The sequence below is a fragment of the Saccharopolyspora aridisoli genome, assembly GCF_004348445.1.
In the GTDB taxonomy this organism is placed as follows: domain Bacteria; phylum Actinomycetota; class Actinomycetes; order Mycobacteriales; family Pseudonocardiaceae; genus Saccharopolyspora; species Saccharopolyspora aridisoli.
Genome location: NZ_SMKV01000002.1, coordinates 163,407 through 188,609, shown reverse-complemented (window position 1 = coordinate 188,609; position 25,203 = coordinate 163,407). Strand labels below are relative to the sequence as shown.

Sequence of the window (25,203 nt, the reverse complement as noted above, 5' to 3'; positions counted from 1 at the left end):
TGCCGCCCGGGCTACCCGGCGCAGCTGTTCGACGTGCTCACCGCGGCTGTCGGTGAAGGGGGCCGGGTGCTCATGAGATCGGATGCGGCACCGGGCAGGCGACCGTGCCGCTGGCTGCCCGCGGGTTCGCGGTCACCGCTGTCGAACCTGCGACTGAAATGGCTGAGATCGCCCGGCGTCACCTCGCTGATTGCGTGTCCGCGCGGGTGGTGGTCGCCGCGTTCGAGGAGTGGCCGCTCCCGCCGGTGGGGTTCGACCTGGTCGTGGCGGCGGCCTCGTTCCACCGGCTCGACCCCGAGGTGCGCATGGTCAAGGCGGCCGAAGCGTTGCGTGCTCGGGGTGCGCTCGCCGTGTTCTCAACGCACCACATCGCCGGCGGGAGCGACGAGTTCTTCGCGCAGGTCCAGCAGTGCTATGAGCGGTACTACCCCAACACCGAACCGGGGCAACGCCTTCCGGTTTCCGACGAGATTCCGGACGATTCGGAGGAGTTCCACCGCTCAGCTCGGTTCAGCCCGCCGGAGTTCCACCGCTACGAGTGGAAAGCCCGATACACGACCGACCAGTACCTCGGTCTGCTGATGACCTACTCGGGGCATCGGGAGATGCCGCCCTCGGCACGGGACCGGCTCTTGGACTGCATCGGGGAGCGCATCGATGGTGATCACGGCGGCGTGATCACCAAGCGGTACGTGACGCAGCTCGCCCTGGCGAAGCGTCTGGGTTGATCGGTCTTCATCGGTAAAAATTGATAACATCGCCGAATGACGATCGAACGTGTGGAGCTGGACGCGGCGGCGGCACTGTTCCACGGACTGTCCGACGGCACGCGGTTGGCCATCGTGCGACGTCTTGCCGGAGGTGAGGCGCGGGTCGCCGATCTCGTGGGACATCTCGGGCTGGCGCAGTCGACCGTGTCGGCGCACGTGGCCTGCCTGCGGGATTGCGGCCTGGTCGACGGCCGTCCACAAGGGCGGCAGGTGTTCTACTCGCTCGCCCGGCCGGAACTGATCGAGGTGCTGACAGCCGCCGAGGCCCTGCTCGCGGCGACCGGGAACGCGGTCGCCCTCTGCCCCAACTACGGCACGGAGACGCTTCGCGACGAGGCTCGGCATGTGTGACGACGGGCAGCAGCACCGCCCAGCGCACGTCAACGAGGCCGGTGCCGACGCCTGCGGCGACCAGTGCTGTGCGCGAACGGCGACCGTCAGCGCGGACGCGCGGCGCCGTGCGCTGCAGCGGCGGGTGCGATGGCTGGTCGGCGCCACGATCTCCTACAACGTGATCGAAGCGGTCGTGGCCATCAGCGCAGGCGCTGCCGCGTCCTCCACCGCGCTGATCGGGTTCGGCCTGGATTCAATCATCGAGGTCGCCTCCGCGGTCGCGGTCGCTTGGCAGTTCGCCGGTTCCGACCCGGAGGCGCGTGAGCGAACCGCGCTGAAGGTGATCGCCGTGTCGTTCTTCGCGCTGGCGCTCTACGTGGCTGTGGAATCCGTGCGCAGCCTGTTCGGCGGGGAGGCTGCTCAACACTCCACCGCCGGCATCGTGGTCGCCTCCCTCTCCTTGCTGATCATGCCGCTGCTGTCCTACGCGCAACGGCGAGCAGGGCACGAACTCGGATCGGCGAGCGCCGTCGCCGACTCCAAGCAGACCTTGATTTGCACCTACCTGTCCGGAGTGCTGCTCTTCGGGCTCGTCCTCAACAGCCTTCTCGGCTGGTGGTGGGCCGATCCGCTGGTCGGGTCGGTGATCACGGCCGTCGCGGTCAACGAAGGCCGGCGAGCCTGGCGCGGTGAGCACTGCTGCTGATCCTCCCACTGCCCTTGACCTCCAGTTAACTCGAAGTCAGAGGGTGGGCAGGAGTCGATCGAGAGCGGAGTGATCAGCATGCGTGCGGTGCAGGTGACGACATTCGGGGGACCGGAAGTCCTGTCGATGATCGAGGAGGTCGATCCCGTGCCACGGTCGGGTCAGGTGCTGGTGCGGATGGCGGCCGTGGACGTGCTGTTCCTCGACACGCGGCTCCGCCAAGGCTGGGGGCGGAAGTACTTCGAGGTGAATCCGCCCTACATACCCGGAGACGGCATCGCCGGTGAAGTGGTCGCGCTGGGCGCGGACGTCCAGTCGGCGTGGCTGGGCAAGAAGGTGGTCGCCAGCACCGAGCACAGCGGAACCTACGCCGAACTGGTCACGGTCGAAGAAGCAGAACTCGCGCTGATCCCCAGCGGACTGGACGAGCAGGCAGCCGTGGTGCTCCTGCACGACGCCACCACCGCCATGCGACTGATCGACCACGCGGCCGTGCGCCCGGGAGAACGAGTGCTCGTCACCGCGGCCGCGGGCGGAGCCGCGTCCATCATCGTCCAGCTGGCCAAGGCCGCAGGGGCCCAGGTCATCGGCGCTGCACGAGGCGCGGAGAAGCTCGACCTGGTGCGCGAACTCGGCGCCGAACCGGTCGACTACAGCGCACCGGACTGGGTGGAGGGGGTCCGCGAACTGACAGGCGGCGTCGACGTCGTCTTCGACGGCGCCGGCGGCGCGTACGGGCGAGCCGCGTTCCAGTCAGCCGACAACGGCGCGCGCGTCATCACCTACGGCGCCTCCGACGAGGACTTCGCCGAGATCGACGCCGACGAAGCGCGGCGGCGCGACGTGACCACTACCGGGCTCCTCGAGATCCAGCAACTCTCACGCCACCAGCGGAAGGACGTGCTCATCACGGCACTGGCAGAAGCCGCCGCCGGACACATCACCCCAACCATCGGACGAACCTTCCCACTCGAGTGCGCCGCTGACGCGCACACCGCCATCGAGCAGCGCGAGATCGTCGGGCGCGCAGTGCTGCGCCCCTGATGGTGGGCCCGGCCGCGCGTCCGGGGGTGCGCGGCCGGGGCTGCCTCACTCGTCGTCGGCGTCGTCGCGTGCGAGGAAGGTCGCCAAACGCTCAGTGGCGTCCTCGAAATCGGGGTTGAGGTCCACGAAGGCCCGCATCCGGTCAGCGACCCACGCCAAGGTGACCTCGTCGTCACCGCGACGCTCTTCGAGTTCTTCAATGCCGCGGTCGGTGAAATACACCGCTTCCTCCTAGTGCTCCGTCGATCTTCGACGCGGTGTGGTTGGGTACAGCAGGGTACGAAACGGCCCTCCACCACAAGCGATGCGCCCCGGTCGAAGTGAGCGGGAGGTTCCCGTGCGCACTCCGCCGACGGCACCCGAGCACGAAAGAGCGGGCCGCCGGCTCCCGAAGGAACCGGCGGCCCGCCTCAGCGAGAAGATCAGGCGAACGCGGTCTGCACGACCTCGGCCTGCTCGACTTCGTGGACCTTGGCCAGACCGGTGGCCGGAGCGGCCATCGGACGACGCGAGACCCGCTTGAGCTTGCCGACCAGCTCCGGGAACTGCTCGTTCAGCGCCAAGCCCAGGAACGGCCACGCACCCTGGTTGGCCGGCTCCTCCTGCGTCCAGCGGACCGACTCCAGGTTCGGGTACCGCTCGAACAGCGCGCCCAACTTGCGGTGCGGCAGCGGGTAGAGCTGCTCGAGCCGCGCGACCGCGGTGTCGGTGATGCCGTTCTTGTCGCGGTGGGCCGCCAGCTCGTAGTAGAGCTTGCCGGTGCACAGCACCAGCTTGGTGACCTGCGACGGGTCCGGCTGGGTCGGGTCGTCGATCACCGAGGTGAACTTGCCCTCGGTGAAGTCCTCGACCGGGCTCGTGGCGGCCTTCAGGCGCAGCATCGACTTCGGCGTGAACACCACCAGCGGACGGTGGATGCCGTCCAAGGCGTGCCGACGCAGCAGGTGGAAGTAGTTCGCCGGGGTCGACGGCATCGCGACCGTCATCGAGCCCTCAGCGCACAGCTGCAGCCACCGCTCGATGCGACCCGAGCTGTGGTCCGGGCCCTGGCCCTCCTGGCCGTGCGGGAGCAGCATCACCACGTCGGAGCGCTGGCCCCACTTGGCCTCACCGGACGAGATGAACTCGTCGATGATCGACTGTGCGCCGTTGAAGAAGTCACCGAACTGCGCTTCCCACAGCACCAGCGACTCGGGGTTGCCCACCGAGTAGCCGTACTCGAAGCCCAGTGCGGCGAACTCCGACAGCGCCGAGTCGTAGACCAGGAACTTGCCCTGCTCACCCGAGAGGTTCTGCAGCGGCGTGTACTCCGAGTCGTTCTTGCGGTCGATGAGCACCGAGTGGCGCTGACCGAACGTGCCGCGGCGGCTGTCCTGACCGGTCAGGCGGACCTGGCGGCCCTCCATCACCAGCGAGCCGAACGCGAGCAGCTCGCCGAAGGCCCAGTCGATGCCGCCCTCGCGGCCCATCTTGGCCCGACGCTCCAGGACCGGCTTCACGCGCGGGTGCGGGGAGAAGCCGTCCGGCAGGTTGATCTGCGCCTCGGAGATGTGCTCCAGGGTCTCCTGCGAGATCGCGGTGGACAGGCCACGCGGCACCTGCTGCTCGGCCTCGACCGACGGGCTCGGTGCCGGCGGGTGCTTCTCCAACTCGCGGACCTCGTTGAACACGTGCTCGAGCTGCGCCGCGTAGTCCTTGAGGGCCTTCTCCGCCTCGTCCACGGTGATGTCACCGCGGCCGATCAGCGACTCGGTGTAGACCTTGCGGACGCTGCGCATCTTGTCGATCGCGTCGTACATCTTCGGCTGCGTCATCGACGGGTCGTCGCCCTCGTTGTGACCACGACGGCGGTAGCAGACCATGTCGATCACGACGTCCTTGCCGAACGCCTGGCGGTACTCCACGGCCAGCCGCGCGACCCACACGCAGGCCTCGGGGTCGTCACCGTTGACGTGGAACACCGGCGCGCCGATCATCTTCGCGACGTCGGTGCAGTACTTGCTGGAACGCGAGTGCTCCGGGGCCGTCGTGTAACCGACCTGGTTGTTGACGATCACGTGGACCGTGCCGCCGGTGCGGTAGCCGCGCAGCAGCGACAGGTTCAGCGTCTCGGCGACCACGCCCTGACCGGCGAACGCGGCGTCGCCGTGCAGAAGCACCGGCAGCACCGTGAAGCCCTCCTGGCCCTTGTCCAGGATGTCCTGCTTGGCGCGGACGATGCCTTCCAGCACCGGGTCCACGGCTTCCAGGTGGGAGGGGTTCGAGGTCAGCGACACCTTGGTCTCGCCGTCACCGAACATCCGGAAGTACTTGCCCTCGGCACCCAGGTGGTACTTCACGTCACCGGAACCGTGGGCCTGACCCGGATCGAGGTTGCCCTCGAACTCGCGGAAGATCTGCGAGATCGGCTTGCCGACGATGTTGGCCAGCACGTTCAGGCGGCCGCGGTGCGGCATGCCGATGACGACCTCGTCGAGCTCGTTCGCAGCGGAGTTGTCCAGCACCGCGTCCAGCAGGGGAACCACGGTCTCGGCGCCTTCCAGCGAGAACCGCTTCTGCCCGACGTACTTGGTCTGCAGGAACGTTTCGAAGGCCTCAGCCGCGTTGAGCTTCGACAGGATGTACTTCTGCTCGGTCGAGTCCGGCTTGGTGTGCGGCTTCTCGACTCGCTGCTGCAGCCATTCGCGCTCGTCCGGCTCCAGGATGTGCATGTACTCCACACCGACCGTGCGGCAGTAGGAGTCGCGCAGCACGCCCAGCACGTCGCGCAGCTTCATCTTCTCGCGGCCGGCGAAACCGCCCACGGCGAACTCGCGGTCGAGGTCCCACAGCGTGAGGCTGTGCGACAGGACGTCGAGGTCCTCGTGCCGGCGCTGCCGGTAGTTCAGCGGGTCGATGTCGGCCATCAGGTGACCGCGGGTGCGGTAGGCGTCGATGAGCTCGAGCACCCGGGCGGTCTTGTCGACCGCGCCCTCGGGGATGTCCTGCGTCCAGCGCACCGGCTCGTACGGGATGCGCAGCGACGCGAAGATGTCGTCGAAGAACCCGTCCTCGCCCAGCAGCAACTGGTGCACGCGGCGCAGGAAGTCGCCGGACTCGGCACCCTGGATGACGCGGTGGTCGTAGGTGGACGTCAGCGTCACGATCTTGCTGATGCCCATGTCGACCAGCGTCTTCTCGCTGGCGCCCTGGAACTCGGCGGGGTAGTCCATCGCGCCGACACCGATGATCGCGCTCTGACCCTTGGTCAGCCGCGGCACCGAGTGGTTGGTGCCCGACGGGCCCGGGTTGGTCAGCGAGATCGTGGTGCCGGAGAAGTCGTCCGCGGTCAGCGCGTTGCTGCGCGCCTTGCGGATGATGTCCTCGTAGGCCTGCCAGAACTGGTAGAACGTCATGTCCTCACAGCCCTTGATGGAGGCGACCACGAGGTTGCGCGAACCGTCCTTGCCCGGCATGTCGATCGCCAGGCCCAGGTTGATGTGCTCCGGCGTGACCGCTGCGGGCTTGCCCTTGGCGTCCTCGCCGTAGTGGCGGTTCATGTTCGGGAAGTCCTTGACCGCCCTGATCAGCGCGTAGCCGATCAGGTGCGTGAAGGAGACCTTCCCGCCCTTGTTCCGCTTGAGGTGGTTGTTGATGACGATGCGGTTGTCGAACAGGAGCTTGGCGGGCACCGCGCGCACGCTCGTCGCGGTGGGGACCGTCAGCGACTGGTCCATGTTCTTGGCGATCGCGGCCGCAGCGCCGCGCAGGGTCTTCACATCGCCCTCTGCCTGGGGCTGCTTGACCGGGGCGGCCTTGGCGGCCTGCTGCGGAGAAGGCTTCGGGGCGGCGGCGGGCTTGGCCGCGGGTGTGGCAGCCGCTGGCGCGGGTGCCTGACCGTTGGTCTCACCGGCGCGAGTCGCCGTGGCCGTCGGTGTCGGCGGCGCCGCAGTGCCGGCCGCAGCAGCGGTAGCGGTGTTCTCGTTTGTAGCCTGACCCGACTTGTAGTCGGCGAAGAATTCGTGCCACGCCGAGTCTACGGAAGTGGGATCTTGGAGGAACTTCTCGTACATCTCCTCGATCAACCACTCATTGGGGCCGAACTGTGACGCGGGGCTGCTGGACACGGCTGGCGTTCGCCTCGATCCATATGCTCGTGATTTACAGACACACTCGGGTACCAGGCTAGCCGCCCGATTCGCGAGGTTGACACACAGGACGGCCGTTCGGCTGATCGACTCTCCTCACAGAATCGATCAGGATCGTCCGGCCAGGGGGGATGTACCCCCGTTCGGGCCATCCGACCGAACATCAACCGCCCCTGGTGTGCGTCGTTCGCTGATCAGCGCCGCTTGGCACTAGTCCATACGGGTTGTCGTACCCGTTCATTATGGCGTTTCACCGACACGCTGTGCTCTCAACTCGTAGCCGGACCGGTTCGCATCCTGGGATCGGCCCCGCGCCGTCGGCCTCATCGCCCGGTTTGCCTGGTCAGAAACGCCCGACGAGTGCCTGTTCGGCTTCGTTGCGCGCACGTGGCGACACGTGGCGTGGCGATCGTGACGGAGAAGTTCCCTTCCTCACACCTGGAAGCGACCTCGCGGTGTCATGCGAGCAATCTTCCCGTCAGCTCGCCGGGTGGAGGAGGTGAGGTGAAGGGTCCCTTCCTCACGCGATGTTGCTCGTCTCCGCGGCATCGTCCACCCCGCCGCCGTGGGCGTCGGCCGCCCGCCACAGCCGGGCGTAGTGGCCGCGACGGGTCAACAGCTCTTCGTGCCCGCCCTGCTCGACGATGTGCCCGCCATCGACCACCACGATCCGGTCGGCGCGGGCAGCTGTGCCCAGCCGGTGCGCGACGACGAAAGTGGTGCGTTGAGCGGCGAGCTGATCGCTGGCGGCCACCACCATCGACTCGGTCGCAGGATCCAGCGCGGCCGTGGCCTCGTCCAGCAGCAGCACATCGGGGTCCACGAGTTGAGCCCGGGCCAGCGCGACCAGCTGGCGTTGACCGGCGGACAGCCCCCGGCCGCGCTCACCGACCTCCTGGCGGAACCCGTGCGGCAGCATCGAGATCCCCGGAAGGGCTCCCACCGCGCGGGCAGCCGCCTCCACCTCGGCCGGCCCGGCGTCGGGACGGGCGTAGGCGATGTTGTCGGCGACGGTGCCGGTGAACAGGTGCCCTTCCTGCGGCACCACTGCTAGCCGCTGGTGGAACGCGGCCAGGTCGTAGCCGCGCACGTCCGTCCCATCGACCAGCACCGCGCCCTCGGAGACGTCGTAGAACCGCGCGATCAGCTTGATCAAGGTCGACTTGCCCGCACCCGTGGCACCGACCAGCGCCACCGTCTCGCCAGGTCGCACCCGCAGGTTCACCTCCCGCAGCGCGTACTGCTCGGTGCCGGGGTAGCGGAACGAAACCGCCCGCAACTCCACCTCGCCGCGGAACCGTTCGGGCACCGCCACCGGCTCGGTGGCGGCAGGCACCGACGTCGGCGTGCGCAGCAGGTCGCCGATGCGCCGCAAACCCACCCTGGCCTGCTGATACCCGTCGAAGACGCCGGACAGTTGCTGCACAGGTGAGAAGAACAGGCTCAGGTACAGCAGGAAAGCGACCAGCACACCGGCCGTCAGCGCGCCCGAAGCGACCCGCGCAGCGCCGACCCCCAGCACCGCCGCCTGCGCGATCTCCGACAGCAGCGCCACGAACGGGAAGTAGGTGGCGATGTAGCGCTGCGCGCGCAGCCGGGAACGCCGGTAGGCGTCACTGCGCTGCGCGAACGCCTTCGCCGCATGCCCCTCGCGGCGGTGCGCTTGGGCCACCCGCATGCCCGAGACGTTCTCCTGCAGGTCTGCGTTGACGGTGCTGACCCGTTCCCGGGCCTCGGCGTAGGCGGTGGAGGAGACCCTGCGGAAGATGATGGTGGCGACCACCAGGACAGGCAGCACCGCCATCGCCACCAGCGCCAGCGACGGGTCGGTGATCAGCAGGGCTCCGGCGATGCCCAGCAGCGTCAGCACGCTGACGACGAACGTGGCCAGGCCCGTCTGCAGGAACGTCGACAGCGCGTCGACGTCGGTGGTCATGCGGGTCATGATCCGTCCGGCCAGCTCCCTCTCGTAGAAGTCCAGCCCGAGTCGCTGCAGGTGCGCGAAGCTGCGCAGCCGCAGCACGTAGAGGAGGGTTTCGCCGGTGCGTGCGGTGATCACCGTCTGGAGCCTGATCACCAGCCACCCGCCGGCGACCAGCAGTCCCGCCAGCCCCGTGGCCAGCCACAACGCGTTGAGGTGCGCGTTCCCGACGCCGCTGTCGATGCCGTGCCGCACCAGCGACGGCAGCAGCACCGAGGTCAGCGCGTCGCCGGCGACGAGGGCGATCGTCAGCAGCAGCCCCCACCGGATCGGCCGGAACAGCCGCGCCAACCGGAACTCCGGGTCCGGGGCGGTGGGATCGGTTCCCGTCACCTGAGGCAGGTCGCGGGTCGGCGGCAGACCGCGGATGCCCTCCACCAGCTCCGGCGTGGGGGGAGTCGACGTGGTGCTCATGCCGTGGCGGCCCGCTGTAGCCACCAACGGACCTTCGGCCGACCACTCCGGCGGCTGCTCCTGCGGCCACAGCTCTGGGGTGATGCCGTCGGGGGAGGCCTCGGCGTGCTGGTCGCGCGGGTCGTCGATCGTTTCCCCCGGCCCCGCCAGCAGCGAGCGGAACAGCTCACACCGATCCCGCAGCTCAGCCTCGGTGCCGATGTCCACGACGCGCCCCTCGTCGAGCACGGCGATCCTGTCCGCCAGCGCCAGCGTCGAGCGGCGGTGCGCGATGAGCAGCGTGGTGCGCTGCGCGGTCACCGAACGCAATGTGTCGTGGATGGCGGCTTCCGTCGCCGGATCGACAGCCGACGTCGCATCGTCGAGCACCAGCACCCTGGGGTCCGACAGCAGCGCCCTCGCCAGCGCCACGCGCTGGCGCTGCCCACCGGACAGCGTCAGGCCGCGTTCGCCGACCGCCGTGTCGTAGCCGTCGGGCAGGCCGGTGATGAACTCGTGAGCTTCCGCGCCCTTGGCGGCGGCGATCACGTCGTCCTCGCTCGCGTCGGAACGCCCGAAGGCGATGTTGCCGCGAATGGTGTCGGAGAACAGGAACGCTTCCTCGAAGACCACCCCCACCGCGCTGCGCAGGGAATCCAGCCGAAGGTCGCGGATGTCGGAGGTCTCGTCGGTGTCCGTGGAGCCGATCGCGATGCGCCCCGAGTGGACGTCGTAGAACCGGGGAAGCAGCAAAGACACCGTCGACTTGCCCGACCCCGCTGGCCCCACCAGCGCGACGGTCTCGCCCGGGCTGACGCGCAAGGTCACGTCCTGGAGCACCGGCTGGTCCCGGGTGTAGCCGAAGCTGACCTCGTCCAGCCGGACCTCCAGCGGGCCCTCGGGCAGCGAGCGGGCGTCCGGCTTCTCCTCGACCTCGGGTTGCGAGTCGGTGAGCTCGTGGATGCGCTCCACCCCAGCCCTCGCCAGCTGGGCCTGGATCATCACGTTGGAGAGCATCCGGGCCGGACCGGACAGCATCGCCACGTAGCCGGCGAATGCGACGAAGGTTCCCAAGCTCACCTGACCTTGGAACACCAGCCAGCCGCCCAGACCCAGCACGCCCACCTGACCGGCCGCGGGAAGCGTCGCCAGGCTCGCTGCGGGAAGAGACGTCATCCGAGCGGCTCGCAGCCGCTCGGCGAACAGTCGCCGAGCCCGCGAGTCGAGCCGGCCGACCTCACGCTCCTCCTGGCCGAAGCCCTTCACCACGCGCACACCGGTGACGGTCTCCTCGACGTGCTGGGCGATGTCGGCTGCGCGCTGCTGAGCCGACCAGGTGGCGGGGAACAGCTTCTTCTTGCTGCGCGCGGTGACCACGGCGATCAGCGGCGCCACGACGAGCGCCACCACGGTCAGCAGCGGCGACAGCCACAGCATCGCCGCGATCGCGAACACGGCCAGCACCGCTGTGCCGGCCGCCAGCGGGAGCATCGACAGCAGCGAGTGCACGAGCTGCAGGTCGCTGATGGAACGCGACACCACCTGCCCGGTGCGCAGCGCGTCCTGCTTGCCGCCGTCGAGACGCTGCATGGCGGCGAACACCGCCCGCCGCAGGTCGTGCTGCACGTCCAGCGCCAGCCGGCCCGCGCTGTAGCGGCGGACGAAGGCGGCGGCGAACCGGAACACGCCCAGCACCAGGAGCACGACCACGATCCACCACAGCCGCTCGGTGCTGCGCGCCACGGCGTCATCGACCGCGAGCTTGGTCAGCAGCGGGACCAGTGCCTCCAACCCCACCGCGGTCACGGAGGCGCCCATCGCCAACACCAGTGCGACCGGGTGGCGCCGACAAGCGGCGAAGAGGCGACGGATCCAGCCGCCGGGGGAACGGCGGGGATTTTCGGAGTCGCTCACCCCGCCAGGTTAGGCCCCGGCACCGACGGTGCAGGACCGAATCCTGCGGTATGACCGGCGCCAACGGGTGAGGATGGGAACCTTTCTGCCATTCGGTCGACGCGGTGCCCGGGTGACAGCAAGGTTCCCTTGCTCACGCCACGTCGCGCCGCGCGCCCACGAACCAACCGCCGGCCACGAAGACCGCGGTGTAGCCGAGGAACGTCAGCAGGCTGGCCCACCACGGGTGCCCGTAGCTGCCGCCGAAGAACAGGTGCAGGAGTTCGAACGCGGCGCGCGGTGTGTTCGGTTCGTTCGGGCCCGCAACCGCGGAGACGAACAGCGGTACCGCCAGGTTGGACACGATGCCGTTGCCGGCTGAGCCGGGCAGGTAGGGCTCGATCCCGGACACGGCGCTGTCGATCAGGCTGATCGACAGGATGAACTCGACCACGAACTTGTAGACCAGCGGCAGGATGACCACCAGTACGGCGTTGGCGATCAGCGCGCCGAAACCGACCCCGAGCAGCGTCCACAGCAACATCGACAGCACGCCCGCTCCGCCGACGCCGAGCCAGCTGGTGAACCCGCCGAAGTTGCTCATGTCGTGGCCGGCACCGAGCAACGCGCCGAGGCTGGCGAACAGCACGTTCGCCAGTCCGTAGAGCACTCCGATGCCTGCGCAGACGATCAACTTCGCCCACAGCACGGAGCTGCGCGGGTTGGCGGTGAGGTACGTCGTGGTGATGGTCTTGGCGCGGAACTCGCTGGCGAAGGCCATCGCGCCGAACAGGAGCGCGAAGATCGTGCCGAAGTTCGTCGACAGCGCCACCGACAGCAGACCCAGTGGGAGTGACGCGCTGAACTCCTCGACCATGTCGATGACCCCGCCGAACGCGGTGCCCAGCCAACCGGCGGCGAACCCCAGCACCACCACGGGGATCAGCAGCGCCCACCACAGGCTGGTGGTGAAGATTTTCCGGTACTCGGCCTTGATCAGCCCGATCATCACACGCTCCCGCCATCGCCCGGCTGCCCCGGCCCGACCCACGTCTGCGATGTCGGCGGAACATGTTGCGGAACACCCGCGCTTTGCCCCTGGGTGAGGTGGAAGAACAACTGCTCCAGATCAACGCGCTCGTCCTGCATCCCGTAGAGCGCGACCCCGGCCTGCAACGCCAGGTCGGCCACGGCGCGGGAGTCGGCCCCGAGGACGGCCAGCCGCCCGTCCGGGAGGTATTCGACCCCGTAACCGGCTGCCTGGACCTCGGCGACCAGAACCTCCGGGGAGTCGGCCTGCACCAGGGCTCGTGACTGCTGAGCGGCGCGGAGCTCTTCGATGTGCCCGTCGTAGACGCACCGGCCCTGGCTGATGATCACCAACCGGTCCACGGTGTGCTCGATCTCGCGCAGGAAGTGGCTGGACATCAGCACGGTCCGGCCTCCGGCCGCGAAGGTCTGCAGGAAGCCCCGCAGCCACGCGATGCCCTCGGGGTCCAGTCCGTTCGCGGGTTCGTCGAGGATCAGGATCTGCGGGTCGCCGAGCAGCGCGGTGGCCAGTGCCAGGCGCTGCCGCATGCCCAGCGAGAACCCGCCGGTCTTGCGGTCTCCGGCGGCCGCGAGCCCGACCAGCTCCAGGGCCTTGTCGACCTGCCCGTCTGGGATGTTCATGGCGGCCGCGTAGCAGCGGAGGTGGTGGCGTGCGGTGCGGCTCGGGTGAGATCCGTGCGCGTCGAGCACGGCGCCGACGACCCCACCGGGGTTCGCCAGCCGGTTGAACGGCAGTCCGTTGATGGTCGCGGTGCCCGACGTGGGCGTCACCAGTCCGAGGATCATGCGCAGTGCGGTTGTCTTGCCCGCCCCGTTGGGGCCTAGGAAGCCCGTGATCGCCCCGGGATGCACCGTGAAGCTGAGGTCTTGCACCGCGTGCACGGGGCCGAATCTCTTGTTCAGCCCTTGCACGTGGATGCGACCGCTGCCGTCGTGCACACGCCCTCCCACGTCCGGTCACCCGTCAGTGTGTCACCGCTGATGGCTCCATCCTGCCGGACAGGGGGAGGAGTGGAGGTGTGGTGTCGTGGCCGCTGCGGGTCGCGGGCGCCGGACGCGGGGAGTTCAGCAGGTCACGAGCGTTCGACCACCGCTGCGCGGTAGATCCTGCTGTGGTTGGTCTCAAGCCGTTCGGCTAGCGGCGGTGGGGTCGTGGGCGCGGTCGTGAGGTCGGGGCGGATGAACTCGTCGGTGTCCCAGTCGGACGGCCCTGGGCCGGTGGCGGACACGATCGGCTCCGGGATCACCGCGACGGCGGGTTCGGAGTTCCGGGAGCGGTGGGAGCGGGTGCGGCGGCGGAGCCTGGCACGGCGCTCCGGTGATCCGGAGCGTTCGGTGATCAGCTGGTGGTGCGCGGCCTGCCACACCTTGCAGGGCCACGGTCTGCGGCGCAGCGTCCCCCGGCAGGACGGGCAGCGCCCGTCGGAGTCCGGCTCGTGATCGTCTAACAGGTTTCGAAGGGCTTCGGTAAAGCGGTACAGCTCGGTTCGGGCAATCGGTAGCAGCACTTCGGGGGTGTCTTCGCCCATCGCTCGGTCCAAGGCGTCGATCCGATCGAGAACCGCCTTGCGCAGTGCCGTGTCCGTCACGTTTTTCTCCCACCCGTCAGCGCGTTTCCTGCGTCGGAGTTCCCGCTGGAGAGCGACGGTTGATCCGTCACCACGCCGTTACTCCGATGGGTGACATCGGCATCGAGGGTTCACGCCTGCACGGCAGCCCGACCAGACTCACCCCATCGAGTGGTTATCGATTCGGCTGGCAATTGGCGGCGAAGTGCTCGCTCACGTCGTCGGCAAACCGGCGATCTTCCCCTACACTTGAAAGTGGCGGCCTGCTCCCGGTGACCCCCAGGCTGGTTGAGCGGGCCGCCCCTGATTTCTTTTTCACGGTGAATCCGATTCCTGGATGCGGGAATTCCACTGCATTCGCGACCTCGGTTACCGACCAACCAATTCGAATTGGAACTCGGCGCAAATTCCCGGCGAGCCCGTCGCTGTTGATGTGCGCAGGGGAACCTTCCTGCCACAGCAGGGCGGACGAACTGCGGAGAAGGGAACCTTCCGCGCAGCCCGTCCGCTCACCAGGCGCTGGGAGGCATCAGTCCAGGACGCTGCTCAGCGCCACGGCGGGGCGGTCGTGCGCCTCTGCGACGGCCTGGTTGACCAGACCGCCTGCGTGGGTGTTGAGACCGCCGGCAAGCGCGGCATCCGCGCGGCACGCCTGCTGCCAACCGGCGTCGGCGATGCGCAGCACGTAGGGCAGCGTCACGTTGGTCAGCGCGTGCGTGGAGGTGGTGGGCACCGCGCCCGGCATGTTCGCCACGCAGTAGAAGACCGAGTCGTGCACCCGGTAGGTAGGGTCGTCGTGCGTGGTCGGCCGGGAGTCGGCGAAGCATCCGCCCTGGTCGATGGCGATGTCGACCAGCACGCTGCCGGCCTTCATCTCCGAGACCAGGTGGTTGGACACCAGTTTCGGGGCCTTCGCGCCGGCGATCAGCACCGCGCCGATCACCAGGTCGGCAGCGCGCACCGACTGCTCGACCGTGTAGCGATTGGACGCGACCGTGCGGATTTGGCCGTGGAAGTCGCGGTCGATCTCGCGCAGCTTGTCGACGTTGGTGTCCAGCAGCTCCACCTCGGCACCCATCCCCAGGGCCACCCGAGCCGCGTTGAGGCCGGCGACCCCGCCGCCGATCACCACGACCCGCGCCGGGTGAACTCCGGGAACTCCGCCGGGCAGCACACCCCGACCACCGCTGGGCCGCATCAGCGAATGCGCGCCCACCAGCGGCGCCAACCGCCCGGCGACCTCGCTCATCGGCGCCAGCAGCGGCAGCCCGCCGTCTTCGGTCTGCACGGTCTCGTAGGCGATGCCGGTGATGCCCGAGGTCAGCATCGCGTCGGTCAGCTCAGCGGAGGCGGCCAGGTGCAGGTAGGTGAACAACACCTGGTCGCGGCGCAGCCGCGGGTACTCCTCGGCGATCGGTTCCTTGACCTTGAGCACGAGGTCGCCTTCGGCCCACACGTCGTCGGCCGTGGCCAGCACCTTCGCGCCGGAGGCGAGGTAGTCCTCATCGGGAACGGAGGAGCCGGCCCCGGCATCCGCCTCGACGAAAACGTCGTGACCACGGGCGGTCAACTCGTGCACACCGGCTGGGGTGATCGCGACCCGGTACTCGTTGTTCTTGATCTCGCGAGGCACTGCGATCTTCACCGTGGGGTCCTTTCGTCGTGTGGAACAACGATCGGACGGCGTGACGCACAGCGCATCATTTCCACGGCATGAGATTGGTCGTGGGTGTTTGTGCCACCAGCACAACGTCCGTCGGTGCACGCGGCAGGGCACGAGTGGAACCCCGTGCGCGCGATCGCCGCGACCGCGCCCGGGCTCAGCCGTGCTGCGCCCAGCGTTCGGCCAGCAGCTGCACCAGTAGCGCGGACCGGACGTCCGGGTCGTCGAGATCGACCTCCACCAGCTGGCCGATCCGCTTCATCCGGTACCGGAGGGTGTTGGGGTGCACCCGGAGTTCACGGCCCGCCTGCCGCGGGTCTCCGGGGTGTCGCAGCCAGGCGTGCAGGGTCGCCTGGTAGTCGGTGCCCTGCCCGCGATCGTGCTCCCGCAGCACCGTCAAGGGGCCCAGCGTCGCAACACCGGCGTCAGTGGCGGCACCTGCCATTCGGCTGAGGACCAGCAGGTGCCACAGGTCCTCGTAGACCGCGACGGGTTGCCGCACCAACCCCGTGCGCAGCATCCCGATCAGCTCATCGGCCTGAGCTCGGGAAAACGCGATGTCGGTGACCGCCACGGAAGTTCCCACTGCGACGAGCGGGCGAGGGGACAGGTCGTGCGACAGCAGTGCCTGCCGGAGCTCCGGCCAGCCGCCCCCGCGAGCCCGGTCGGGAACCAGCGCGTAGAGCACGGTGCCGATCTCGGTGACCAACGGCCGTCGTCCGATGCCCCGCGTGATCCACTCCCACATCGCCAGCCGCTGTCCCTCGGCCGGCTCGTCGGAAGCGGGCATCTCGATCGCGATCACGCGATGCTCCTCGTTGGGCACCGCCAGTTCGCTGGCCGCCGCCCGCCAGCCGTCACTGCCGTCGAGCAGCAGCCGCACCTGCTCGGCCGTTCTCCGTCGCTGCACGTCGGCGACCGCGCGCCAGCGCAACAACTGCAGAGCCACTAGCGGTGCGGTGTCGGCGAAGGCGGTCGCCCGCTCCTCCGATACGGGGCCGGGCACCACCGCCCACATCGAGCCCAGGAGCTCGCCGCCCATCCTGATCGGCATCACCAGACGCGGCAGCGTCCCGTCCTGCTGAGCGGGCACGAAGATCGCCGAACTGCCCTTCGTGAGCTGCCGGAACGTGCCGCGGGCGCGGAACTTGGCGAGCACGTCGTCCGGTTGTTTGCGGCCCATGATCGTGGAGACCCGCGCCGGGTCGGTCAGGTCCTGCCTGGCCGAGTACGCCAGCACCTGCGAGTGGGCGTCTTCGATGGTCACCGGCGCGTCCACGACGTCGGCGACCGCGTCGGCGAGCCTGAACAGGTCCGCGACACCGATGCCGCTCTCCTCCGCCTGCCTGATCCCGCCCGCCAGGGCCGCGCGGATCAGCCACACCAGCTGCGCCCACGCGGTACCGGGGCGCACCTCGACCAGTGCCACGTCGGCGCCGCGCACGGCTTCCACGACAGCGGCCTCGGCCGACACCGGTGGCTTGAGCAGCACCGCGGCCGCGCCCTGCTCGCCGCAGTCGCGCACCAGCCGCACCGCCTGCTCGACGTCGCTGATCCCGACCCCCAGCACCAGGTCGCCGCCGGTCGCCGCCGTGGCCTGATCCGGCTCGGCGATCACCACGTCGCCGGCGACGGTGTTGGGTTCCGGGCTGATGACTGTGCGCAGCAGTGCCGGGCCCACCCTCTCGACCAGTGCCCGGATGTCGAGCATCGAAGGGCCCTCCTCGACCAAGGACGTGCCGGCGGAGATCACATGTGCATTGACAGTCTCGCTGGCCCGTTTATCGTTGCTGAGCAAGTCGACAATCGCATACCGGCCATCGACCCCGTGCGGGAGAGACCCTGCCAGCAGCGCAGGGCGCCGAAGGAGCAACACTCCCCAGCAAACTCTCAGGCACCCATGACCGCTCGGGCTAGGCAACTCTGGAAAGCGTCCGTCGCCACCGACGGGCCACCCACGGTGCAAGCCGTTCGCACGGCGAAGCTCTCAGGTTCCGCAACAGAGGGGGAGGCCCAGCCGAAACCGGGGACGAACGTCCCTTTGATACCGCTATGGAGCCTCCCTCATGTCGCTGCCCACGAACCTGTCCTATACCGAAGAGCACGAGTGGATCGAGGACCGCGGCGAGATCGCGCGCATCGGCATCACCGAGCACGCCGCAGGCGCCCTGGGTGACATCGTCTTCGTCCAGCTCCCCGAGGTCGGCGACAAGATCGAGTCCGGCCAGGCGTGTGGTGAGCTCGAATCCACCAAGTCCGTCAGTGACCTGTTCGCGCCCGTCACCGGCGAAGTCGTGGCCATCAACGAGTCCGTTGTGGACGACCCGGCCGTGGTCAACTCCGACCCCTACGGCGAGGGCTGGTTGATCGAGGTGCGCGTGACCGAGACGGGTGCGACCCTCACGGCCCAGCAGTACTCGGAATTGATCAACGAGTAGCCGCGAAGCCCGGAACGAGGCGAGGCGATCAATGGCGATCAGTGTCTTCGACCTGTTCTCGGTGGGGATCGGCCCGTCCAGCTCGCACACCGTGGGGCCGATGCGCGCAGCGCAGCGGTTCACGGCGAAGCTGCGGGCGAACGGGACCATTTCCAGGGTCAGCAGGGTCAGGGCGGAGTTGTTCGGTTCCCTTGGCGCGACCGGCCGCGGTCACGGCAGCCCGAACGCGGTCCTGCTCGGGCTGGAAGGGCATCGCCCGGAGTCGGTGGATCCGGTGACCGGTGCGCAGCGCGTCGACGAGATCGACAGGAGCGGGTTGCTGCGGCTCGGCGGCGATCACGTGCTGTCCTTCACCAGTGCGCGAGACCTGGTGCTGCACCGGCGCAAATCGCTGCCGGAACATCCCAACGGCATGCGCTTCACCGCCATCGGCAACGACGGGGGCGAGCTGGAGTCGGCGGTCTACTACTCGGTGGGTGGCGGCTTCGTCGTGGATGAGGACGCGGTTGGTGCCGACCGGATCAAGGCGGATGGAGCAGCGGTTCCCATGCCTTTCAACACGGGTGCCGAACTGCTGATCCGCAGCGCCGAGTCGGGTCTGCCGATCAGCGGGGTGATGCTGGCCAACGAGCTGTCGTGGCGGGAAGAGCCCGCGGTGCGGGCGGGGCTGCTGGACATCTGGCGGGTGATGCGGGAATGCGTCGACAACGGTTGCCGCAACACCGGTGAGCTGCCCGGCGGTTTGAAGGTGCGCAGGCGGGCGGCCGAGTTGGCCGCGAAGTTGACCGATCAGGACGACCCGCTGGAGTGGATCACCCTGTTCGCGCTGGCGGTCAACGAGGAGAACGCCGCGGGCGGGCGTGTGGTGACCGCGCCGACCAACGGAGCGGCGGGCATCGTGCCTGCGGTGCTGCACTACTACGCGCGGTTCGTGCCGGGTGCCGACGAGGGCGGCGTGGTGCGCTTCCTGCTCACGGCCGGGGCGATCGGCGTGCTGTTCAAGGAGAACGCGTCGATCTCCGGAGCGGAGGTCGGCTGCCAAGGTGAAGTCGGTTCGGCGTGCTCGATGGCCGCCGCCGGTTTGGCCGAAGTGCTCGGTGGCACGCCGAGCCAGGTGGAGAACGCCGCGGAGATCGCGATGGAGCACAACTTGGGCCTCACCTGCGATCCGATCGGCGGTCTGGTGCAGATCCCGTGCATCGAGCGCAACGCGGTGGCCTCGGTCAAGGCGATCACCGCTGCCCGGATGGCGTTGCGCGGCGACGGTACGCACTTCGTGTCCCTCGACAAGGTCATGAAGACGATGCGGGAGACCGGGCGCGACATGAAGGACAAGTACAAGGAGACAGCACGCGGCGGATTGGCCGTCAACGTCATCGAGTGCTGAGCGGCGGCCCGAGGTGTGGATGGGAACCTTCCTGTCATCACCTCGGGCCGTTTTGCTGCGCTGACCATCCTCGCGCGATCAACGACGGGATGGGTGTGCACATCCAATTGTGCACAACTGAATTGTGCACTACTGTTTGACGCGTGACGACGGAACCGCCGCTGGATCGGCTCCTCTGCTTCGCACTGCACAGCGCGTCGCGGGCCATCACCAACCTCTACCGGCCGTTCCTCGACGAGGTCGGCCTGACCTACCCGCAATACCTCGTGATGCTGGTGCTGTGGGAGCGCGAGTCATTGACTGTCAAGGAGCTGGGAGGCCTGCTCCGGCTCGATTCGGGAACGTTGTCGCCCCTGCTGAAACGACTCCAGACCCGTGGGCTGCTCGTCCGCACGCGCAGCGCGACCGACGAGCGGTCCGTTCGCGTCAAGGCCACCGACGAAGGACGGGCGTTGCGGCAGCAGGCGCGCGACATCCCCCAGCGGATGGTCTCGGCCACCGGGATGGACCTCGGCGAGGTCGAGCAGTTGCGGTCCACATTGGAAGACCTGACGACCACGTTGAACGACGCGGCACGCCGGGTCACCGAGAATCGGGAGACGAAGCGATGACAGTTCTCTACACGGCGGAGGCCACCGCGACCGGCGAAGGTCGCAGCGGACGCACCCGCACCTCGGACGGCTTGGTCGACCTCGAACTGGCCATCCCCAAGGAGATGGGCGGCCCCGGCGGCGCCACCAACCCCGAGCAGCTGTTCGCGGCCGGCTACTCCGCCTGCTTCCACAGCGCCCTCCAGCTCGTGGCCCGCAAGCAGAAGGTCGGCATCGAAGGCTCTTCGGTCACCGCCGAGGTCGGCATCGGCCCTAACGGAGACGGAGGCTTCGCCCTCAACGTCTCCCTCCTCGTTGAACTGCCCGGCGTGCCCGAGGAACAGGCTCAGCAGCTCGCCGAAGCCGCGGACGCGGTATGCCCGTACTCCAACGCGGTGCGCGGCAACATCGGCCTCGAAGTCCGCGTCGCCTAAGCGAACAGGACGTACACCGCGCCGGTCGCCCCGGCGAGCATCGCCAGCACCGCTGTCGCGGCGGGCAAAGCCCCGCCCGGCAGTGGTGCTTCCGCGCGCAAACGCCGATCGCTGCGCTGGTGACGCCGCCACACCAGCCACGCCACCACGCCGCTGACCGGCAACGTCGCCAGCGCGCACCCGACCGCGGCCATCGCGCTGTGGTGCGAGATCAACCTGAGCAGCACGAGCAAGCTCACGGTGAACGCCAACGCCGTGCGCAACCAGGCGAGTGTCGTGCGCTCGATCTGCAACCCCGGGTCCCAGGGCTGGTGCTCGCCCACCTCAGAACCCGGTCACGAACAGCAGCACACAGGCTGCCACACCGACCACGCCCAACCCGTAGCCCAGCACAGGAGCCAGACGCGGAGCCGGCAGCGGCTTGCCCCTGCGCAGTGCGCGCTCCGTCGCCACCCACCTGGTGAAAGCCGTACCGCTGCACAGGACTCCGGCCAGCAGCAACGCGACCGCCAGCACCGTGCGGATGTCGCTGGGCTCAGCGGCCACGGCGTTGAGGGCCTCAACACCCACCCCACCGGCCATCAGCGCCAACGCGGTGCGGATCCACGCCAGGAACGTCCGCTCGTTGGCGAGCGTGAACCGGGGGTCGGGCTCGTCGCCCTCCTCGTAAAGCCGCCGCGGCCAGCGCGCGCTCTCACCTTCGCCATCGGTCGCCATGACCTCACGTTATCTCGTCCGGATGGCGCAAGAGAGCCAGTGCCTGCGGGAACTGTGGGGCGCACACCACGTCCCGGCGGATCCTGTGCGTGAGAGAAGGCTGGCTGTTTGCCCGACGGCCGGTGATCGACGGCATGAACCTCAGTGCCGCGCGTCCCGCATGCTGTTGTTCTCACACCTGGCGGACCGGCTCGGCAGCAACCCAGGTGAGCTCATCGTGGGAACTTTCCTCGCGGTGTTCGGGCAGATGGCGGCCTTCTGCGCGGAACTGTCCCCCACCAGGTTCGCCACACCGGTCTTCGCTGGGAAACCGAATCGGATCGGTCCTCGACGGCGGCTTGTCCCCGGTGGTGGCCACCGCACTGCTGACCGGTTCCGGCGGGCAGTCGGGCCCACCTCGGTCTACCTGGTCTTCGGCGCCGCGATCACCATCGGCTGCCTGGCCCTCACCGGAAACCGACCCACTGGTCCCGCCGCGACGAGTGACCGCGGCCGGTAAGACCCCACGCGGGTCCGGCGACCGGCTCGGTCGGGGTGGCAGGAAGGTTCCCATGCTCGCGACCTGCGGTCACAAGGCCAACGGTATGTCGCCGCCGAACAGCTCCGGCTTGTGCCCGGTGATCGTGAGGTACCCGTCCGCGTCCAGCTCGCCGACGTCGCCCGTGGGCAGCCAACCTTCCGCGTCGGTGACGGGACGGATCATGCCGTCGGCCTCCAGGTAGCCCGCGCACACCAGCGGTCCTCGCACCAGCACTTCGCCATCGGGTGCGATGCGCACCTCCATGCCGGGCATCGCGCGGCCGACCGTGCCGGTGCGACGGGCGTCGGGACGATTCGTGGTGGCGCAACCGGTCGTCTCGATCACGCCCCACAGCTCGCAGATCTCCACCCCGACGCCGGTGAACAGCTCCAGCACCTCGGGGTCGATGGGGCCGGAGCCGATCGATGGCCACACCGTCCGGTCCAGCCCAACGCGGGCCCGCACCCGCTGGCGGCCCCGGGGTGTTCGCCGCTGCTCCGCCGGAATGCTGCGCAGCAGACCTGCCAGCTGCGACCACACTTGCGGCGAGGCGAAGAAGAGTGCGGGCCGGGCCCTCGGAAGCTCGTTGAGCACCTCGTCGCGGTCACCGCAGAAGTGCACGTGCGCGGCGTCGTGGATCGCCGCGTAGACGCCCACGACGCGCTCGGAGATGTGGCTCAGCGGCAGGTAGCTCAGGCGCGCGGAATGCGGTTCGGGGCGGGTGAGGTGGTGCAGCGCGGCGGCGGCGAAGCAGATGTTGCTGTGGGTCAGCACCACGCCCTTGAGCCGGTCGCTGTCCGCGCTCGGGTAGATGATGGCCGCCGGCGTCGCAGGGGTGACGGGTGCGCTTTCCCGCTGCAGCAGAGCGGGGTCGTCGCGCAACCGGTCCGCGCCGTGTCTTCGCAGGTCGGACCAAGTTCTGAAGCGGTGGTCCGCGCTGATCATCACGGCTTCGTCGAGCACCACGACGTGTTCGACCGCGCTGTCGTTGCGCAGCGCTTTCGCCCACCGCCGCAGCTGGTCGCTGCTCTCCAGCACCACCACTCGGGCGCGGCTGTGGGTGGCGATGGCGTGCACCTGGTCCTGGCTCAACAACGGGTGCAACGTGCTGGGAACCGCGCCCAGATGTGTTGCGGCGACGTCTGCGAGCCAATGCTCGGCCCGGTTGGACATCATCAGCAGGATCGTCTGGCCCCGCTGCAAGCCGAGTTCGTAGAGCGCGGCCGCCAGCAGCTCGACCTCCTCACCCGCCTGCTTCCAGGTGAGGGTCCGGTCGTCGTCGGTCAGCGCGGGCTGGTCAGGGAACTGCGTGGTGTTGCGGGAGAACAGTCGTGGGATCGTCGTTTCCAGTGCTGCCTCGGCCCAGTCGTCCAAGGTGCTCATCGCAGCCGATCTCCCCTCGCCCCGAACAGCGGTTGCGATTGACGCGCGTTGAGGCGATGAAACCTGATCAGGCATGGTCGAAACCAGCGCCGAAAGCTGGAATCGCGTTCCGACGAACCGGTCCAATTCACTGATCAACCGGAAAAACCAGGATGAATCAGACGTGGTCGCGGATGACGTCGTTGACGGCGTGTTGAAAGCCGTTGACCAGCACCTGAATGGTCAACGGCCGGAGCTGGTCGGTCACCACGCGCACTCGCTCGCGCTCGTCTTCCGGGCGTCCGTGCTCCATGTACGGGCGCAGCACGTTCTCCGCGAACAGCTCACGCAGCTCGGTGGCGATCTGCGCGGTGTGCCGTTCGACGATGCCCTTGGCCTGCACCAACATCTCCAGCGGCAGCGCCAGGTCGAGGATCTGCAGGCCAACTCCCAGCATCGCCGGGCTGGGCAACCGCAGCTTGTCGGAATCGTCGATGCGTTGCAGGATTCCCAGCTCCACCAGGTGCGCGACCAGGTCGTCATCGAGGTGGCGGCCTGCGCGGCGGTCCAGTTCGTGGCGGTCGAGATCTTCGGCGTGCTCGTCGGTCCACGGCGCGATCAGCGCGCGCTGCAGGGCGAGTTCCTCCGGCGAAGAGCCCTCGGGGATGCGCTGCAGGTGTCGCTCGATCGCGGACAGGGTGAAACCGAGCGTCTGCAGCTCACGGATCAGATCCAGTCGCGCGAGGTGTTCAGCGCCGTAGAGTCCGAGACGGCCGCGCAGGCGGGGGGCCGGCAGCAGGCCGCGCGACGAGTAGAACCGGACCGTTCGCACGGTCACTCCGGCACGGGCGGCCAGTTCGTCGATGGTGAGCTCTTCGTCCGCAGTTCGGAGCATGCCGGTCACGTTACTCCTTGACCGCTGTTACACCAACGATGTAACACTGATTGCGTCATGATTCGCATGTCGCGTGACACAGCGTTGTCCGAGGCTCGGGCTTGGCGCGTCGTGGAGAGGATTCTGTCGTGACCGCAACGGGCGGCCCCTTGGCCGGAGTGAAAGTCGTCGAGCTCGCCGGCCTCGGCCCGGCACCCTTCTGCGCGATGCTGCTTGCCGACCTCGGCGCGGACGTCGTTCGCGTCGACCGGCCCGGCGCCGGCGCCGCCGATGACCTGCTCAACCGGGGCAAGCGGTCGGTGCAGGTCGACCTCAAGCACGAACAGGGCCCGCAAGCGGTGCTCGCGCTGGCACAGGAAGCCGACGTGCTGCTGGAAGGTCTGCGGCCGGGGGTCACCGAACGGCTCGGCGTCGGCCCCGGCCAGTGCTGGGAGCTCAACCCCCGGCTCGTCTACGGGCGAATGACCGGGTGGGGTCAGGAAGGGCCGCTCGCCCACACCTCCGGCCACGACGTCGGCTACGTCTCGCTCACCGGAATGCTGCACCTCATCGGTCGCAGGGACGGACCGCCGCAGGTACCGGCGAACCTGCTGGGTGACTTCGGTGGCGGTGCCATGTACCTGGCGGTCGGCGTGCTGGCCGCGCTGCTGGAAGCCCGCGTGAGCGGACGCGGCCAAGTCGTCGACGCCGCGATCGTCGACGGAACCGCCCACCTGGGAACCATGCTGTGGGGCTTCTTCGGAACCGGCGGGTGGAGCACGGAACGCGGCACGAACCTGCTCGACACCGGCGCGCCCTACTACGACGTCTACGAAACTTCCGACGGCGGACACATGTCCGTCGGCGCACTGGAACCCAAGTTCTACGCCGAACTGCTGGACAAGCTCGAACTGACGGGAAAGGTCCCAGACCGCGACGACGCCACGAAGTGGCAAAAACTGCGGGAGATCTTCGCCGAGACGTTCAAGCAGCGCACACGCCAGGAGTGGACCGAGGTGTTCGACGGCTCCGACGCCTGCGTCGCACCGGTGCTGTCCATGGCCGAAGCGGAACAGCACCCGCACATGGCGGCCCGCGAGACCCTGGTGCGCCGCGACGGACGGGTGCAGCCTGCGCCCGCACCCCGGTTCAGCCGCACCCCGAACCCCGCGCCCGGCGCCATCGCCGCACCCGGCGCCCACACCGAAGAGGTGTTGCGCGACTGGGGACTTCCCCAGGACCTGCTCGACTCGGGAGCGATGCACTCCGCTCCGCGCTGATCTGCGGAGCGGTCGACGGGCAGATTCGTTCCCACACAGCGGCTACGCGTGGGCGATGACAGGGAGGTTCCCT

At 68.6% G+C, this 25,203-nt stretch carries 21 protein-coding genes and 1 riboswitch; of the genes, 9 read left to right on the top strand and 12 right to left on the bottom strand.

Going from position 1 to position 25,203, the window contains the following annotated elements; all coding sequences use genetic code 11:
* Window positions 1–77 precede the first annotated feature (77 nt).
* The 4 genes from E1161_RS02335 to E1161_RS02320 all read left to right on the top strand — a co-directional run bounded on the left by E1161_RS02335 (window position 78) and on the right by E1161_RS02320 (window position 2,853).
* Complete coding sequence (locus tag E1161_RS02335) at window positions 78–728, top strand: class I SAM-dependent methyltransferase (protein WP_268951361.1); 651 nt, start codon at window positions 78–80, stop codon at window positions 726–728.
* A gap of 36 nt (window positions 729–764) precedes the next feature.
* Entirely contained in the window at window positions 765–1,121 is a 357-nt protein-coding gene (locus tag E1161_RS02330; RefSeq protein WP_132619036.1) for an ArsR/SmtB family transcription factor, read from the top strand.
* Window positions 1,114–1,809 (top strand): cation transporter, encoded by a 696-nt coding sequence (locus E1161_RS02325; RefSeq protein WP_132619034.1) that lies wholly within the window; start codon window positions 1,114–1,116, stop codon window positions 1,807–1,809. Before E1161_RS02330 ends, E1161_RS02325 begins: the two co-directional genes overlap by 8 nt.
* Window positions 1,810–1,887: 78 nt before the next feature.
* Window positions 1,888–2,853 (top strand): zinc-binding dehydrogenase, encoded by a 966-nt coding sequence (locus E1161_RS02320; RefSeq protein WP_132619031.1) that lies wholly within the window; start codon window positions 1,888–1,890, stop codon window positions 2,851–2,853.
* Between the two features lie 45 nt (window positions 2,854–2,898).
* On the opposite strand, the gene E1161_RS26990 is transcribed toward E1161_RS02320, so the two are convergent.
* The 8 genes from E1161_RS26990 to E1161_RS02285 all read right to left on the bottom strand — a co-directional run bounded on the left by E1161_RS26990 (window position 2,899) and on the right by E1161_RS02285 (window position 17,239).
* Window positions 2,899–3,075, bottom strand: coding sequence for a DUF6104 family protein (locus tag E1161_RS26990; protein WP_093413728.1), 177 nt, complete (start codon window positions 3,073–3,075; stop codon window positions 2,899–2,901).
* Between the two features lie 200 nt (window positions 3,076–3,275).
* Window positions 3,276–6,905, bottom strand: coding sequence for a multifunctional oxoglutarate decarboxylase/oxoglutarate dehydrogenase thiamine pyrophosphate-binding subunit/dihydrolipoyllysine-residue succinyltransferase subunit (locus E1161_RS02315; RefSeq protein WP_235874735.1), 3,630 nt, complete (start codon window positions 6,903–6,905; stop codon window positions 3,276–3,278).
* Window positions 6,906–7,500: 595 nt separating this feature from the next.
* Window positions 7,501–11,268 (bottom strand): ABC transporter ATP-binding protein, encoded by a 3,768-nt coding sequence (locus E1161_RS02310; protein WP_132619027.1) that lies wholly within the window; start codon window positions 11,266–11,268, stop codon window positions 7,501–7,503.
* A gap of 133 nt (window positions 11,269–11,401) precedes the next feature.
* Window positions 11,402–12,256, bottom strand: a complete 855-nt coding sequence (locus E1161_RS02305) for an ABC-2 transporter permease (RefSeq protein WP_132619025.1) — start codon at window positions 12,254–12,256, stop codon at window positions 11,402–11,404.
* Window positions 12,256–13,236, bottom strand: coding sequence for an ABC transporter ATP-binding protein (locus E1161_RS02300; RefSeq protein WP_132619023.1), 981 nt, complete (start codon window positions 13,234–13,236; stop codon window positions 12,256–12,258). The genes E1161_RS02305 and E1161_RS02300 overlap by 1 nt, the downstream gene beginning before the upstream one ends.
* 134 nt (window positions 13,237–13,370) lie before the next feature.
* On the bottom strand, window positions 13,371–13,886 hold the full coding sequence (locus E1161_RS02295; RefSeq protein ID WP_132619021.1) for a hypothetical protein: 516 nt from the start codon (window positions 13,884–13,886) through the stop codon (window positions 13,371–13,373).
* A 508-nt stretch (window positions 13,887–14,394) separates the two neighbouring features.
* On the bottom strand, window positions 14,395–15,510 hold the full coding sequence (ald, locus tag E1161_RS02290) for an alanine dehydrogenase (RefSeq protein WP_132619019.1): 1,116 nt from the start codon (window positions 15,508–15,510) through the stop codon (window positions 14,395–14,397).
* Between the two features lie 175 nt (window positions 15,511–15,685).
* Entirely contained in the window at window positions 15,686–17,239 is a 1,554-nt protein-coding gene (locus E1161_RS02285; RefSeq protein WP_132619017.1) for a helix-turn-helix domain-containing protein, read from the bottom strand.
* A 110-nt stretch (window positions 17,240–17,349) separates the two neighbouring features.
* A riboswitch (glycine riboswitch) is annotated at window positions 17,350–17,445 on the top strand.
* A gap of 149 nt (window positions 17,446–17,594) precedes the next feature.
* Here E1161_RS02285 and gcvH point away from each other — a divergent pair.
* From gcvH to E1161_RS02265, 4 genes are all read left to right on the top strand, one after another.
* Window positions 17,595–17,966, top strand: coding sequence for a glycine cleavage system protein GcvH (gcvH, locus tag E1161_RS02280; RefSeq protein WP_132619015.1), 372 nt, complete (start codon window positions 17,595–17,597; stop codon window positions 17,964–17,966).
* Window positions 17,967–17,997: 31 nt separating this feature from the next.
* Window positions 17,998–19,353, top strand: coding sequence for an L-serine ammonia-lyase (locus tag E1161_RS02275; protein WP_132619013.1), 1,356 nt, complete (start codon window positions 17,998–18,000; stop codon window positions 19,351–19,353).
* 143 nt (window positions 19,354–19,496) lie between these two features.
* Window positions 19,497–19,964 (top strand): MarR family winged helix-turn-helix transcriptional regulator, encoded by a 468-nt coding sequence (locus E1161_RS02270; RefSeq protein WP_132619011.1) that lies wholly within the window; start codon window positions 19,497–19,499, stop codon window positions 19,962–19,964.
* Complete coding sequence (locus tag E1161_RS02265; protein ID WP_132619009.1) at window positions 19,961–20,377, top strand: organic hydroperoxide resistance protein; 417 nt, start codon at window positions 19,961–19,963, stop codon at window positions 20,375–20,377. The genes E1161_RS02270 and E1161_RS02265 overlap by 4 nt, the downstream gene beginning before the upstream one ends.
* Here the strand turns inward: E1161_RS02265 and E1161_RS02260 are convergent.
* From E1161_RS02260 to E1161_RS02245, 4 genes are all read right to left on the bottom strand, one after another.
* Entirely contained in the window at window positions 20,374–20,700 is a 327-nt protein-coding gene (locus E1161_RS02260) for a DUF202 domain-containing protein (protein WP_132619007.1), read from the bottom strand. The genes E1161_RS02265 and E1161_RS02260 overlap by 4 nt on opposite strands.
* 1 nt (window position 20,701) lies before the next feature.
* Window positions 20,702–21,094 carry a YidH family protein gene (locus E1161_RS02255; protein ID WP_132619005.1) on the bottom strand — a complete coding sequence of 131 codons (393 nt, stop codon included), beginning with the start codon at window positions 21,092–21,094 and terminating at the stop codon, window positions 20,702–20,704.
* 568 nt (window positions 21,095–21,662) lie between these two features.
* Window positions 21,663–22,997 (bottom strand): AMP-binding protein, encoded by a 1,335-nt coding sequence (locus tag E1161_RS02250; protein ID WP_132619003.1) that lies wholly within the window; start codon window positions 22,995–22,997, stop codon window positions 21,663–21,665.
* A gap of 157 nt (window positions 22,998–23,154) precedes the next feature.
* On the bottom strand, window positions 23,155–23,871 hold the full coding sequence (locus tag E1161_RS02245) for a MerR family transcriptional regulator (RefSeq protein ID WP_132619001.1): 717 nt from the start codon (window positions 23,869–23,871) through the stop codon (window positions 23,155–23,157).
* Between the two features lie 128 nt (window positions 23,872–23,999).
* Here E1161_RS02245 and E1161_RS02240 point away from each other — a divergent pair, with 128 nt between their 5' ends.
* Window positions 24,000–25,130 (top strand): CaiB/BaiF CoA transferase family protein, encoded by a 1,131-nt coding sequence (locus tag E1161_RS02240; RefSeq protein WP_132618999.1) that lies wholly within the window; start codon window positions 24,000–24,002, stop codon window positions 25,128–25,130.
* Window positions 25,131–25,203 lie beyond the last annotated feature (73 nt).